This window comes from Tessaracoccus lacteus (assembly GCF_029917005.1).
GTDB lineage: Bacteria > Actinomycetota > Actinomycetes > Propionibacteriales > Propionibacteriaceae > Arachnia > Arachnia lactea.
Map to the genome: position 1 here is coordinate 377745 of NZ_CP123967.1, position 13356 is coordinate 391100.

13 protein-coding genes are annotated in these 13356 nt (G+C 70.2%); 3 read left to right on the forward strand and 10 right to left on the reverse strand.

The window, feature by feature from the left end:
* Nucleotides 1–27 precede the first annotated feature (27 nt).
* Both QH948_RS01645 and QH948_RS01650 read left to right on the forward strand, forming a co-directional pair.
* Nucleotides 28–1230, forward strand: coding sequence for a phosphotransferase (locus QH948_RS01645; RefSeq protein WP_281145232.1), 1203 nt, complete (start codon nt 28–30; stop codon nt 1228–1230).
* Between the two features lie 103 nt (nt 1231–1333).
* A complete protein-coding gene (locus QH948_RS01650) occupies nt 1334–1741 on the forward strand; it encodes a hypothetical protein (protein WP_281145233.1) in 408 nt (135 codons plus the stop codon).
* A gap of 55 nt (nt 1742–1796) precedes the next feature.
* On the opposite strand, the gene lysS is transcribed toward QH948_RS01650, so the two are convergent.
* From lysS to QH948_RS01665, 3 genes are read right to left on the reverse strand one after another with little or no spacing between them, the layout of a single operon-like run.
* On the reverse strand, nt 1797–3311 hold the full coding sequence (gene lysS, locus QH948_RS01655) for a lysine--tRNA ligase (RefSeq protein ID WP_281145234.1): 1515 nt from the start codon (nt 3309–3311) through the stop codon (nt 1797–1799).
* Nucleotides 3312–3361: 50 nt separating this feature from the next.
* Entirely contained in the window at nt 3362–4009 is a 648-nt protein-coding gene (locus QH948_RS01660) for an HAD family hydrolase (protein WP_281145235.1), read from the reverse strand.
* Nucleotides 4006–4290, reverse strand: a complete 285-nt coding sequence (locus QH948_RS01665) for a cell division protein CrgA (RefSeq protein ID WP_281145236.1) — start codon at nt 4288–4290, stop codon at nt 4006–4008. The genes QH948_RS01660 and QH948_RS01665 overlap by 4 nt, the downstream gene beginning before the upstream one ends.
* A 142-nt stretch (nt 4291–4432) precedes the next feature.
* On the opposite strand from QH948_RS01665, the gene QH948_RS01670 reads away from it, so the two are divergent.
* Complete coding sequence (locus QH948_RS01670) at nt 4433–5209, forward strand: DUF881 domain-containing protein (RefSeq protein WP_281145237.1); 777 nt, start codon at nt 4433–4435, stop codon at nt 5207–5209.
* A 3-nt stretch (nt 5210–5212) separates the two neighbouring features.
* Here the strand turns inward: QH948_RS01670 and QH948_RS01675 are convergent, their stop codons facing one another.
* The 7 genes from QH948_RS01675 to QH948_RS01705 all read right to left on the reverse strand — a co-directional run bounded on the left by QH948_RS01675 (nt 5213) and on the right by QH948_RS01705 (nt 13316).
* Nucleotides 5213–5854 carry an aminodeoxychorismate/anthranilate synthase component II gene (locus tag QH948_RS01675; protein WP_281145238.1) on the reverse strand — a complete coding sequence of 214 codons (642 nt, stop codon included), beginning with the start codon at nt 5852–5854 and terminating at the stop codon, nt 5213–5215.
* A 92-nt stretch (nt 5855–5946) separates the two neighbouring features.
* On the reverse strand, nt 5947–7839 hold the full coding sequence (gene pknB / locus QH948_RS01680) for a Stk1 family PASTA domain-containing Ser/Thr kinase (RefSeq protein WP_281145239.1): 1893 nt from the start codon (nt 7837–7839) through the stop codon (nt 5947–5949).
* Nucleotides 7840–7906: 67 nt separating this feature from the next.
* The gene (locus tag QH948_RS01685; protein WP_281145240.1) at nt 7907–9337 is read right to left on the reverse strand and encodes a peptidoglycan D,D-transpeptidase FtsI family protein; all 1431 of its coding nucleotides are present in this window, start codon (nt 9335–9337) and stop codon (nt 7907–7909) included.
* Nucleotides 9334–10728: an FtsW/RodA/SpoVE family cell cycle protein gene (locus tag QH948_RS01690; RefSeq protein ID WP_281145241.1), complete on the reverse strand. Its 1395-nt coding sequence runs from the start codon at nt 10726–10728 to the stop codon at nt 9334–9336. Before QH948_RS01690 ends, QH948_RS01685 begins: the two co-directional genes overlap by 4 nt.
* Entirely contained in the window at nt 10728–12146 is a 1419-nt protein-coding gene (locus tag QH948_RS01695) for a PP2C family protein-serine/threonine phosphatase (RefSeq protein ID WP_281145242.1), read from the reverse strand. The genes QH948_RS01690 and QH948_RS01695 overlap by 1 nt, the downstream gene beginning before the upstream one ends.
* A gap of 1 nt (nt 12147) precedes the next feature.
* Nucleotides 12148–12609 carry an FHA domain-containing protein FhaB/FipA gene (locus QH948_RS01700; RefSeq protein ID WP_219081611.1) on the reverse strand — a complete coding sequence of 154 codons (462 nt, stop codon included), beginning with the start codon at nt 12607–12609 and terminating at the stop codon, nt 12148–12150.
* Between the two features lie 2 nt (nt 12610–12611).
* A complete protein-coding gene (locus QH948_RS01705; RefSeq protein ID WP_219081610.1) occupies nt 12612–13316 on the reverse strand; it encodes an FHA domain-containing protein in 705 nt (234 codons plus the stop codon).
* Nucleotides 13317–13356: the final 40 nt, after the last annotated feature.

A 13356-nucleotide genomic window follows, 5' to 3' on the forward strand; every position in this document is an offset into this window, starting at 1 on the left:
CAACACACCGACGAAGGGACGTGGCCCGTGACCGGCTGGGATGAGAGCGACCAGGTCCGCTTCTTCACCGACGAGGCCGCGCCGGTGGTCGCCGCGCAACTCTCGACGGAGGCCACCGCAGAGCTCGTCGAGCTGCACCACCGCCCGGGGGCGGGCGTCTCGGGGCTGTTCGAGGTGACCGACGACGGCACCAGGCGCTACCTCGTCGCCACGACGGAGAACGTGCACGGCGACCTCGTGGAGGTCGAGGTGCCGCGCGGCCGGCTCCGCATCTGGGAGCATCCCGCCGACCCGCTCCTGCCGGGCCTCCCGCTGGCCAGCGTCCCGGCCGAGGTGCAGGCGACCTGGGGCGACGGGGCCAGGCTCCGATCGCTGGAGACCGTGACCTACCGGCCGCTGCGGCGCGCCGTGCTGCGCGCCACCTTCGACGGCGGACCCGGTCAGGTATTCCTCAAGGTCCTGCGCCGCGACGCCGACCTGCTGGCCCGACGACACCGCCTCCTGAGCGAGGCGGGGATTCCGGTGCCAAGCGTCGTCGGACCGGTGAGGCAGCAGGTCGTGGCCCTCAGCTCGGTGACGGGGACCCCGCTCGCCCAGGCGTTCATGGACTCCGCGGAGATCCCCCTTCCCCCCGCCCGGATCACCGAACTCGTCGACGCCATGCCCGATGACCTCACCACCCTGCCGGCCCGCGAGGCATGGACGGACCGCATCGTCGACTACGCGAGCGCAGCGAAGGTCGCCTTCCCTGCCGGAGCGCGGCGGATCGACGCCGTCGTCGCGACCGTGACAGGCATCCTGGACGGGGAACCCCGCGGCCCGGTCGTCGCGACGCACGGCGACCTCTACGAGGCGAACCTGTTCGTCGCCGACGCCCGGGTCAGCGGCGTCATCGACGTCGACGCCGTCGGCCCAGGGCACGCCGTCGACGACCTTGCCTGCTTCCTGGCCCACCTCGCGGTGCTCCGCACGATCCACCCCGGCTACGCCCACACGGAGGCCTTCCTCAGCTCCTACCTCGACGCGTTCTCGGCCTACGTCGACGCCCACGGAGCCAGCCGCGCCGGGCTCCTGGCCCGCGCCGCCGCCGTCGTCTGCACGCTGATCGCAGGGGCCCGCGACGAGGGCCTGCCCGAGTGGGAGGCCGCCGCCGACCAACGGCTACGCATCGCGGAGGGCTTCGCCGCGCTCGCGTGGGGCTCGTGGCTCATCGCGCACCCCGGAGGTTGATGAGAGGACTCTCACGGCGCTCTCCTCTGCGTCTCAGCGCGCCCCTGTTCAGTGGTGTCAACAGGGAAACCGGGCCGAGGCCCCCACAGACAAGGAGACTCCCATGAGCAGGACAACCAACTGGATCCTCGCCGGCGCGTTCGGCATCGCCGCCCTCGGCGGCACGACGCTGGCCTTCGCCGACGACGCCGACACCCCCGATGAGGTCGCGCCCTCGTCCGCGGCGGTCTCGCCGCTCACCACCCCGACGTCACCCACCTCGACGTCACCCACCTCGACGGGCACCTCCCCGGGCGCCTGGACCACGGCGTCCGCGGTGACGGCGGCCAGCCCGGTCTCCGCAAAGACCGCGGCCTCCGTGAAGACCGCCGTGTCGGCGAAGACGGTCGCCTCCCCGGTCTCTGCAAAGTCGGCGGTCTCGCCCATCTCCGCCAAGTCGGCCGTCTCTCCGGTCTCCGCGAAGTCCGCCGTGAGCCCGGTGTCCGCCCAGTCGGCCAGGTCGGCAGCCTGACAGACGACGAGGGCCCCCGACCAGCCGGTCGGGGGCCCTCGTCGTCTCGGCGGGCTCAGCCCTGGGGGCGCAGCAGCGGGTAGAGGATCGTCTCGCGGATGCCGACGCCGGTCAGCAGCATGACGAGGCGGTCGACGCCCAGCCCGAGGCCGCCCATCGGCGGCACCCCGTACTCCAGCGCCTCCAGGAAGTCCTCGTCGAGCTGCATGGCGTCGGGGTCACCGGCCGCGGCGGCCAGCGACTGGGTCACGAGCACGTCGCGCTGGATGACCGGGTCGATCAGCTCGGTGAAGCCGGTGCCGCGCTCCATGCCGCCGATGATGAGGTCCCAGGCCTCGATCTTGCCGGGCTCGCTGCGGTGCGGGCGGGCCAGCGGCTGCGCGACGGCCGGGTAGTCGCACACGAACGTCGGCTGGATCAGCGTCGGCTCGACGAGTTCCTCGAACAGCTTCATGACGAGCTTGCCCTCGGCGAACTTCGGGTCGAACTCGATCTCGTGCTCGTCCAGCAGCGCGCGCAGCCGCTCGGCGGGGGTCTCGGGCGTGATCTCCTCGCCGACGGCCGCCGAGACGCCCGGGTAGACGCCGAGCCAGGTCCACTCGCCGTCGAGGTTGATCTCGCCCTTCGACGTCTCGACGGTGCGGCTGCCGACGGCGTCGGCCGCGGCGACGATGATCGACTGGATCAGCGCCGCGATGGTCTTCTGGTCGCCCCACGACTGGTACGCCTCGAGCATGGTGAACTCGGCGGAGTGCGTGGAGTCGATGCCCTCGTTGCGGAACACCCGGCCCAGCTCGAACACGCGGTCCGCGCCGCCGACCATCGTCCGCTTCAGGTGCAGCTCCAGCGCGATGCGCAGGCTCATGTCGATGTCGAAGGCGTTGATGTGCGTCTCGAACGGGCGGGCCGCGGCGCCGCCGTGCACCAGCTGCAGGATCGGCGTCTCGACCTCAAGGTAGCCCTGGCCGTAGAGCGTGTCGCGGATCGCGCGCGTGATGGCGGAACGCTTGCGGACCATCTCGCGGGCCTCGTCGCGGACGATGAGATCCACGTAGCGACGGCGCACGCGGGCCTCCTCAGAGAGGTCCTTGTGCAGCACGGGCAGCGGGCGCAGCGCCTTGGACGCCATCCGCCACTGGTTCGCCATGATCGACAGCTCGCCGCGCTTGGAGCGGATGACGCGCCCCTGCACCCAGACGAAGTCGCCCAGGTCGACGTCGGACTTCCAGGCTGCGAGGGCCTCCTCGCCGATCTCGGCCAGCGACAGCATCACCTGCAGGCGCTCGCCGTTCTGTTCGGGGGCGAAGCCGTCCTGCAGCGTCGCGAAGGCCAGCTTGCCGGTGTTGCGGATGAACACGACGCGACCGCCGACGGTGACGACGTCCTGGGTCTCCTCGCCCGCCTCGAGCGCATTCCAGGCCTCGTTCGCGCGGATCTCGCTGAGCGTGTGGCTGCGGCTGAGGTCCGCCGGGTACACCTGGGAACCGGCGTCCAGCAGCCGCTGCCGCTTCTCCTTGCGGACGAGGGTCTGCTCGGAATCGGTCACTTCGGTGGGGGTGGTGTCAGTCACGCAGGCATCCTACTTGTCCGACGTCGCCCGGCCACGTCCGGGAGCCAGGCTCAGGCGAGGGAGACGGCGACGCCGTCGGCGGTGACGGCGAAGGAGACCTCGGCGAGCGATCCGACGTGCCAGTCTGCGCCCAGCTCGTCGGCCGTGTGGCTAGTCAGGACGCCGAGCACGCGGCAGCCGGCCGCGTGCGCACCGGCGACGCCAGCGGGGGCGTCCTCCGCGACGAGGCAGCGGGCCGGGTCGACGCCGAGGCGCTGCGCGGCCACCAGGAACGGGTCCGGGGCGGGCTTGCCGTGTGCGTACTGCTCGCGGGCCACGACCACCGCCGGCAGGGGCAGGCCCGCTGCGTCCATCCGGGCGACGACCAGCGCCATGGTGCAGGAGGTGGCGATGGCGCGACGGCCGTCGTCGAGGGCGGAGAGCGCATCGAGGGAGCCGGGCAGCGCGACGACGCCGTCGGTGTCGGACACTTCCAGCGCGTCGAGGCGGAGGCCGGCCTCCTCCGCGCGGCCGTCGGTGACCAGGGCACGCGCGACCGCCTCGGACGGGCGGCCGGTGTACATGCGGGCCTGAGACAGGTCGACGCCGTACTCCTCGGCCCACCGCACGTAGGACCGCATCATCGCGGCGTGCGAGTCGGCCAGGGTGCCGTCGAAGTCGAAGATGACCGCGTCGAAGACGCCGAGCCGGGAGCTCACTTCCACAGGGTCATGAAGGAGAAGCACGCGACGATCAGGCCAAGCCCGATCGCGACGTTCCAGTCGCCGAGCGACTGCATGAAGGGGATCATGTTGCCGGCCAGGTTGTAGACGACCATCCACAGCACGCCGAGCAGGCCCATCGGGACGAACACGGCGGGCACCCAGTTCCGGGACGCGGGGGCAAGCCGCTTGGCCTCACGCCGCATCTCGGCGAGTTCGGCCTTCTCCTTGGACTTCTTCTTGTCCACGGCCTGCTTGCGTGTCTTCGACTCGGGCACGGTTTCTCCTTGGGGTCTGACCGCTACAGCTTAGTTGCTTCTGCGCCGATCCACGATTCGGAAGGTGACGAGGGCGACGGTGGGACGCTTTCCGCCGGTCCGCGGCGCCGTGCGCCCGCCGATGCCGGGTTAGGCTGGGCGCATGAGGATCAGGGAGTGGCTGGGGGGCCGGGCGCGCAGCGTCCGGGCCAGCGTCGGCCGCAACCAGGCCCGGCCTCGCACCCTCCGCGGCCGCACCGCGACGGTGCTCGTGTGCCTCCTTGCCGGCCTCATGATGACGGTCTCTGCCATCGCCGCCCGCGGCGAGGACCTCCGCAGCGACCGCGAGGCCGACATGCGCGACCTGATCGTTTCCCAGGGCCAGCGCAACGAGCAGCTGCGTGGGCAGTCCTCCGAGTTGTCCGACGAGGTGGACGCCCTCACCGACGCGGCCAGCGGCGACGAGGACCTGAGCGGCGAGGTGACCGCTGCCGAGAGAGCCGCCGGCCTGACCGCCGTCTACGGCCCCGGCCTGCGCGTCACGCTCGACGACGCACCGCTGGACGTGAAGCCCGCAGGCGTCGACGACGACGATCTCGTCGTGCACCAGCAGGACATCCAGGGCGTGGTGAACGCGCTCTGGTCCGGCGGGGCGGAGGCCCTGACCATCCAGGGGCAGCGGGTCATCGCGACGACCGGCATCAAGTGCGTCGGCAACACCGTCGTCCTCCACGGCGTGCCCTACGCGCCGCCCTATGTGATCGAGGCGATCGGCGACCAGGCGGCCCTGGAGTCCGCGCTGGAGAACGACCGGACCGTGCAGATCTACCGGCAGTACGTGGCCGCCTACGGGCTGGGCTACTCGGTCAGCGCGGTCGACGAGCTCGACGCCCCCGACTACTCCGGCTCGGTCGGCCTCACGCACGCCAGCCGGGGCTGAACGTCAGCCGAGGTCATCGACGTCGACCAGCGGGCTCAACCCGGCCGCGCGGCGCGGTGCGTCGGCGTCGCCACACTCGGCGAGCCAGTTCGCCAGCATCTGATAGCCACCCTCCGTGAGCACCGACTCCGGGTGGAACTGCACGGCCTCGACGGGCAGCTCGCGGTGCCGGACGGCCATGATGACCCCCGTGTCGGTGCGGGCCGTGACCTCGAGGACGTCGGGGACGGTGTCCTCGACGATGGCGAGCGAGTGGTAGCGGGTCGTCGTGACCGGCGACGGCAGGCTGGCGAAGACGCCCTTGCCCTCGTGGAACACCGGCGAGGTCTTGCCATGCAGCAACTCGGGGGCGCGGTCGACGACGCCGCCGTAGGCCACGGCCATCGCCTGCAGACCGAGGCACACGCCGAACAGCGGACGGACCCCGCCGACAGTCGAGACCACGTCGACGCAGACGCCCGCCTCCTCCGGGGTGCCGGGGCCGGGGGAGATCAGGATGCCGTCGAACGGTACCCACCACTCGTCGACGTCGAACCGCGGGTCGTCGTTACGCCACACCTCGACCTCGGCGCCGATCTGCGCCAGGTAGGAGACGAGGTTGTAGACGAACGAGTCGTAGTTGTCGATGACGAGGATGCTGGCCACAGGCACATTCTGCCATCGGCACCCGCGTGACAGCCGAGACGCCCGCCGACCCCTTTCGGGGCGGGCGGGCGTCTCGGCTGTCCTGACGCGGGTCAGGAGTTCTCGGACTCCTGAACCGTCGGTTCCTCCGTGGTCCCCTGGTCGGGCTCCTGGGTGGTGGTCTCGGTGGCGTCCGGGGTTGGGGACGTCTCCGGGGTCTCCACCGCCGGCGCCTGCGCGATCTTCACCTTGATCTTGACCTTGCGCTCCGCGGTGGAGCTGGGCTGCGGATCCTGGTCGAACACCAGACCGGGCGCCTGCGCGTCGGTCTCCTCGTAGGTCACGTCGATGTCGAAGCCGGCCAGCGTCGCCTCACGGGTGGCCTGGCTCTCGGTCAGGCCGGTGAGCCTCGGCACCTTCGAGGTACCGGTGGCCACGGTCAGCGTGATCTCCTGCGTGACGGGCACCTCCGCGCCGGACGCGGGGTTGCTGGAGATGACGTTGCCCTTGACGGAGTCGATCGGCTCCGAGGCCGGGTCGGCGTCCTGCGGGGAGGCGATGTTCGTGAAGCCCGCGGCCTTCAGCACCGCGACAGCGTCGTCATAGGAGACGCCGGTGATGCCGTCGGGGATCGCCCTGGTGTCGGGGCCCTGCGAGATGTCGAGCGTGACGGTGCTGCCGACCTCGACGGAGGTGCCGCCGTCAGGGTTCTGGCCGATGACCTTGCCCTCGTTCTCCTCGGTGCCCGTCTTCTCGACGATGTCGACCTCGAGGCCGAGCCTGATCAGGGCGCTCTCCGCCGTGGCCTGCGTCTGGTCGGTCAGGTCGGGGACCTCGACCATGGCGACGGGCGTATCGGAGGGCTCCGGGGTGGCCGGCGGGTTGAAGATCGACCACATGGCGATGATCAGGCCGATGAGCACGACGCCGGCGATGATCGACAGCGCGATGATGCCCTTGCGGCTCTTCTTGACCTCCTCGTCCTCCTCGTCGACGATCTCGTTCGGCGAGGCCCCCGACATGCCGGAGGCTACCGCCGCGGCCGCGGGTGCGGCGGCGGTCGGCACCACGCCTCGGCGCGCCGTGGTGGTCAGCGGATCGCTGCTGATGACGCGGGTCGCCTGGTCGTCGACGGCGGGCATGCCAGCCAGCACCGGCTGCCCGTCGAGTGCGCGCAGGATGTCCTCGCGCATCTCGGACGCGTCCTGGTACCGGTCGCGCGGATCCTTCTCCAGCGACTTCAACACGATCGCGTCCATCGACGGCGTGATCTCGGAGTCGAGCTGCGACGGCGGAACGGGGATCTCGCGGACGTGCTGGTACGCCACCGAGACGGGCGAGTCGCCTTTGAACAGCGGCTGCGACGTGAGCAGCTCGTACAGGAGGCAGCCGACGGAGTAGATGTCGGAGCGGTTGTCGACCTTCTCGCCGCGCGCCTGCTCGGGGGACAGGTACTGGGCGGTGCCGATCACGGCGGCCGTCTGTGTCATCGTCGCGGAGGTGTCCGCGACGGCGCGGGCGATGCCGAAGTCCATCACCTTGACGGTCCCGTTGGGCGTCAGCATGACGTTGGCGGGCTTGATGTCGCGGTGCACGATGCCCGCGCGGTGCGCGTAGGCGAGCGCGTCGAGCACGCCGGCCGTGAACTCGAGCGCACGCTCGGGGAGGATCTTGCGGCCGTCGCGCAGCACTTCGCGCAGCGTGACGCCCTCCACAAGCTCCATCACGATGTAGGGCACCGACACGTCGGAGGTGGTGTCGAGCTCCTCGCCGGTGTCGTAGACGGCAACGATGTTCGGGTGGTTCAACCCCGCGGCGGACTGGGCCTCCCGGCGGAAGCGCGCCTGGAAAGTGGGATCGCTGGCCAGGTCGACGCGCAGACGCTTGACGGCCACGTCGCGCTCGAGGCGGATGTCGCGCGCGCGCCAGACCTCGGCCATGCCGCCCCGGCCAATGATCTGGTCGAGCTGGTAGCGGCCGCCGAGCAGGGCTCCTCGCTCTGTCATCGCTGCAGGTCCTTTCGGTCAATCAGGCACCATCTTGGGCCATGCACATGAGAACTGTCCGGGATGCTCACCGAAGTGCCTCCAGAATCGCCGTGAAGATGGGGGCGGCCAGACGGCCGCCGGAGATGTCGTTTCGTTCGATGTCGGCGTTCTCGACGAACGCGACGATCGCGACGCTCGGGTCCTCGGCGTAGCCGACGAACCAGGCGTAGGGCGGCTGGTCGAGGTCCCACTGGGCGGTGCCTGTCTTCCCGCCGACGACCAGCCCGCTGACCTGGGCCGGGGTGCCGGTGCCGGACTCCACGGTGGCGACCATCATCTGCTGCAGCATTTCGGCGGTCGCGGAGCTGATGGGCTGCCCGAGTTCGGTCGGCGTGGTGGACTGCAGCACGCTCAGGTCGCGGTTGGTCACCGCGCTGGCGATGTAGGGCCGCATCATCGTGCCGTCGTTGGCGATGGTGGCCGCGACCTGCAGCATCTGCAGCGGGGAGGCCGCGACCTCGTACTGGCCGATGGCAGACAGCGCCGTCTGCGCCGCGTCGATGTCGGTGGGGAACCGCGAGGTGGCCGCCGAGATATCGATTGTCTGCTCCTGGTTGAACCCGAAGGCCTCTGCCATCGCCTGCAGCTTCTCGGAACCGAGCTGGAGGCCGACGTTGCCGAAGGCGGTGTTGCAGGAGACCTTGAGGGCCTGCTCGAGCGTGATCCGGGTGCCCCCGCAGTTGGTGGAGTTGCCCATCGAGCGGCTGGAGCCGGGCAGGGGAAGCGAGTCGGGGGAGTCGACCTCGGTGGACGGCACCCAGCCGTCCTCGATCGCGGCGGCGGCCGTGACGAGCTTGAACGTCGACCCCGGCGGGTACACCTCCCGGGTCGCACGATTCTTCAGTGGCCCCTCGTCTGCGTTCAGCAGCGTGCTCCACGCGTCGCGGGCAGCGGTCAGGTTGGTGTCGGACAGGAGCGACGGGTCGTAGGTGGGCGTCGAGGCCAGGGCAAGGATCTCGCCGGTGGTGTAGTCCATCGCGATAGCGGCGCCCTGCTTGTCGCCGAGGGCCGTGACGGCGGCCTTCTGGGCCGCGGCGTTGAGCGTGGTGGAGACGTTGGCGCCCTGGGACCTGCGGCCCGTCAGCACGTCCATGACGCGGGTGAACGTCTGCTCGGACGACGTGCCGGCCAGCACATCGTTGTAGCTCTGCTCCAGCCCGGAACGCGCGTAGTCGTAGGAGTACCAGCCGGTGACCGAACTCCACGTCTCGCCGTCGGGGTAGCTGCGCACGTAGGGGAAACGGGTCCCATCGCCGGATACCGACTCGGCGATCGCCGTGTTGCCGACGAGGATGGCGCCGCGGTTCGCCGCGAATTCCGCATCCCGGACGCGGCGGTTGCGGGCCTCCGCGTTGAGGGAGTCGGTGCGGAACACCGAGATGTAGGTGGTGTTGGCCAGCAGCGCGGCCATCATGATCGCCACGAAGACGGCGACCTTGCGGATGGGGCCGTTCACCTGATCACCGCCGTCTGGTCCTCCGAGTTCGACGCCACGTCCTGAGGCGCGGCGGTGGCGGCCTGCGGCCGGCGGGCATGGTGCGAGATCACCATCAGGATCCCGATGATGATCCAGTTGGCCACCAGCGACGAGCCGCCCTGGCTCATGAATGGTGTCGTCAGGCCCGTCAGCGGCAGGAGGCGCGTCACGCCGCCGATGATTGCGAACACCTGCAGTGCGAACGTGAAGCTGAGGCCGGCGGCGAGCAGTTTCCCGAAGCCGTCCGGCGACGTCACGGCCGTCTTGAAGCCTCGCGCCACCAGCAGGCCGTAGACCATCACGATCGCCATCAGGCCTAGGATGCCGATCTCCTCGCCGAGCGCCGCCGCGATCATGTCCGACTTCGCCAGCGGGGTGAGCCCGGGCCGCCCGAGCCCCCAGCCGCGGCCGAACAGCCCGCCCCAGGCGAGCCCGAACTGTGCGCTGATGATCTGGAGGTTGGCGTCGTAGTTGCTGAACGGGTCGAGCCACGCGTTGACGCGCCGGGCCACGTGGTTGGTGAAGAAGAAGGCGGCGAAGGCCGCGCCGACGAACCCGGCACCGGCCAGGATCGGCCAGGCGATGCGCTCCGTTGCGATGTAGATCATGACGGTGAACAGGCCGAAGAACAGCAGCGAAGTGCCGAGGTCGTTCTGGAACACCATCACGAGGATGCTCAGGACGAACATGACGGCGATCGGCCCGAGGTCGCGGGCGCGGGGCAGCTCGAGCCCCATGAAGCGGCGGCCGGCCAGCGCGAGGACCTCACGCTTCTCGTAGAAATAGGCGGCGAACGCGATGGCCAGCAGGATCTTGGCCACCTCGGCGGGCTGGAACGAGAAGCCGAAGACCCGGATCCAGATCTGCGCGCCGCCGGAGGCGTGGCCGATGAAGGGGGCGAGCGGCAACAGCAGCAGGACGAGGCCGGCGATGAACAGCAGGTACGGGTAGCGCTGCAAGCGTCGGTGGTCGCGGAGCAGGAACACGACCAGAGCGAACAGCCCGAGCCCGAGCGCCGTCCACAGCAACTGCGTGGCCGAGTCGGTCTTGATGGGGTCGGGGATCTGGTCGATCCGGTAGATCATCGCCAGCCCCAGCCCGTTCAGCAGGAAGACCGACGGCAGGATCAGCGGGTCGGCATACGGCAGCTTGAGGCGGACGATCAGGTGCGCTGCGATGCCCATGCCGAACCAGATGCAGGCGACGGGGATGAGGTTGTCCGGCAGGTCGCCATAGAGGTTGAGGTTGGTGATGATCCAGCCGCCGAACCCGAAGGTCTGGGCGAAGAGGATCAGCGCCAGCTCGGTGCCCCGGCGCTTGTTGTAGACGATGACCTGGTCGGAGACGGCAGGCTGGACCTGGACTGACATCAGCAGGCCTCGGGGTCGGCCTCTTCGGCGTCCGCAGTCGGGGTGCCGAGGGTCGTGGGGCGCAGCAGGCCGGGCGTGGGGGCGGGGTCGGGCAGCGGGGAGGTCGTCGGCGAAGCCGTCGCCAGGAGGCTGCTGGTCGGCAGGCCGGGCACGGTCGGCTCCGGATCGGGAGTGGCGTTCGCGCGCTCGGCGCGGACCTCCATGCAGCGCTCCGCCAGGGCCCTGAGCTCGGTGGTCGTGCTCTCGCCGGCCGTCTCGTCGGGGACGGTGATGGTGGCGTCGACGGCCCGCTGGTAGAACCGTGGCAGGTTGCTGACGGGAATGTCGGTGCTCGAGACGAGGCGGTTCAGCGAGACCCCCAGCACGTTGCCTGGCACGCCGTTGTAGAGCGCGACGTAGCCGGCGTCGTCGGCGGCGACGTAATAGCGGGACTGGCCGTAGGACACCAGGCCCCAGCCGCCGAGACCGAGCACTAGGAGGATCGCGAGGATCGACAGCGCGATCCCGGGCCAGCGTCGACGCTGCTCCTGCGGCGCGTACCTGGCGACCTCCGCCGCGTCGTGGTCTGCGGTGGTCTCGGGCTCGGGCGCCGATGGGGTCGGGTACTTCGGTCCCTTGTCGGCGGCTGCCCCGGTGCGGGGGATCGACACCTCGGTGGCGGACCCGACCAGCAGCGGGGCCGCCGCGTCGAGCTCGTCGTCCTGGGGCACGACCTCGCCGATGACGACCGTGATGTTGTCGTGGCCGCCGTTGGCGTTGGCGGTGTGCGCCAGGCCCGCGGCTGCGGCCTCCAGGTCGTCGGTCGCGAGCAGCTCGGCCATCGTGGCGTCGTCGACGAGCCCGCTGAGCCCGTCGGAGCAGAACATCACCCGGTCGCCGAGCTGCGCATCGAGCAGGTCGAGGTCGGGCTCGAAGGCCGCCTGGCCGTTGAGGACCTTGAGGATGAGGGAGCGGTGCGGGTGGACCGCCGCCTGGGCGGGCGTGATCTTGCCCTCGTCGATCAGCGACTGCACCCAGGAGTGGTCGTGCGTCAGCTGCGTGAGCTCGCCGTCGCGAAGCAGGTAGCCGCGGGAGTCGCCGATGTGGCCGATGCCGAACTGCGTCCCGTTGAACAGGGCCCCGCAGAAGGTGGTCCCCATGCCGTCGAGCTCGAGGTCGTCGTCGATGAGGTCGGACAGCTTCGCGTTGGTGCGCGCCATCATGCCGGCGATGCGCTCCAGCATCTCCTCGCCGTCGGCGGCCCGGACGTCGGAGCGGGCGGCCTCGGTGGAGGCGACGGCGGAGGCGAGGTCTCCCGCCGCGGCGCCGCCCATGCCGTCGGTGACCAGCAGCATGTTCGGCGAGGCGTAGCCGGCGTCCTGGTTGTTCTTGCGGACGCGGCCGACCTCGGAGTGGGCGACGAAGCGGAGGCTGAACAAGCTAGATCTCCAGTCGCATCAGGGTCTTGCCGATGCGCACCACGTCGCCGACGGTCACCCTGGTGGGCTCGGTGACGAGTTTGCCGTTGACGTAGGTCCCGTTGGTGGAGCGGAGGTCGGTGATCAGCCAGCTGTCGGCGTCCTGTTGGACGAGCTGCGCGTGGCGGGCCGACGCGTAGTCGTCGTCGAGCAGGAGGGTGGAGTCGGCGGCCCGCCCGAGGTTGATCGTCGGTTCGACGGGGACGGAGACGCCCTGCTGAGGGCCGGCCGTGATGGCGAATCGCGTCGGTACCTTCGAGCGGCCCTTGCCCCGCCCTCGGTCGGCCGGAATCGCGGACAGGGAGGCGACGGGCACCCGGCGGCCGTAGAGGTCCGTGCGCACCACGTTTGCCACGAAGAGGATGAACATCCACAACAGCACCAGGAAGACGACCTTGATGGCCGCAATGATGAGGTCCGACACCCTCAGGACTCCGAAGGCGTGTGGATCAGCATGCGTGTGCGCCCGATCTCGATCCGGGCCCCCTCGCCGACGCGGGTCTTCGTGACGCGGCTTCCGTTGACGTGGACGCCGTTCGTGGACCCGAGGTCCTCGATGGTGATGATGGGGTGCTCCGGGTCGCCGGAGACGCTGATCAGCGCGTGCCTGCGGGAGACTCCGGGGTCGTTGAGGCGGAGGTCGGCCTCGGCACCTCGGCCGATCAACAGGCCGGGGGCGACCAGCGGGTGCCGGACGCCGCTGACCTCGAGCACCATGGTGCCGGGCCGGGGCTGTGGGCTCGAGGAGGGGGTGTCCTCGCTGGAGACGGCCTGACTCGCGACCGTGAACTGGCCCGTCGGCAGCGAGGTGTCGAGGACGTAGTCGATGGCGATGGGACCGTTGAAGACGTAGCTCCGGTCCGCGGCGTGGTCGCGGATGCCCGGCAGGATCTCGGTGTTCAGGGTCTTCGCGTAGGGCGCGAGGCGGTCGTAGTCATTCTGCGACAGACCGATGGTGAACACGTTAGGCACCAGGCGCTTGTCACGGCTGAGCAGCTTGGCCTCGGCGTCCAGCTCCCGCTGGATCCCAGCGACGATCTCGACGGGATGCACGTAGCCCTTGAAGGCGCGTGCAAAAACCTTGCCGACCGCGGACTCGATGCGCTTCTCGGCCTTGTCGAAGACTCCCATGCGCCTCCTTCCTAGGGTCGTCGATGTAAACGCTACCCGC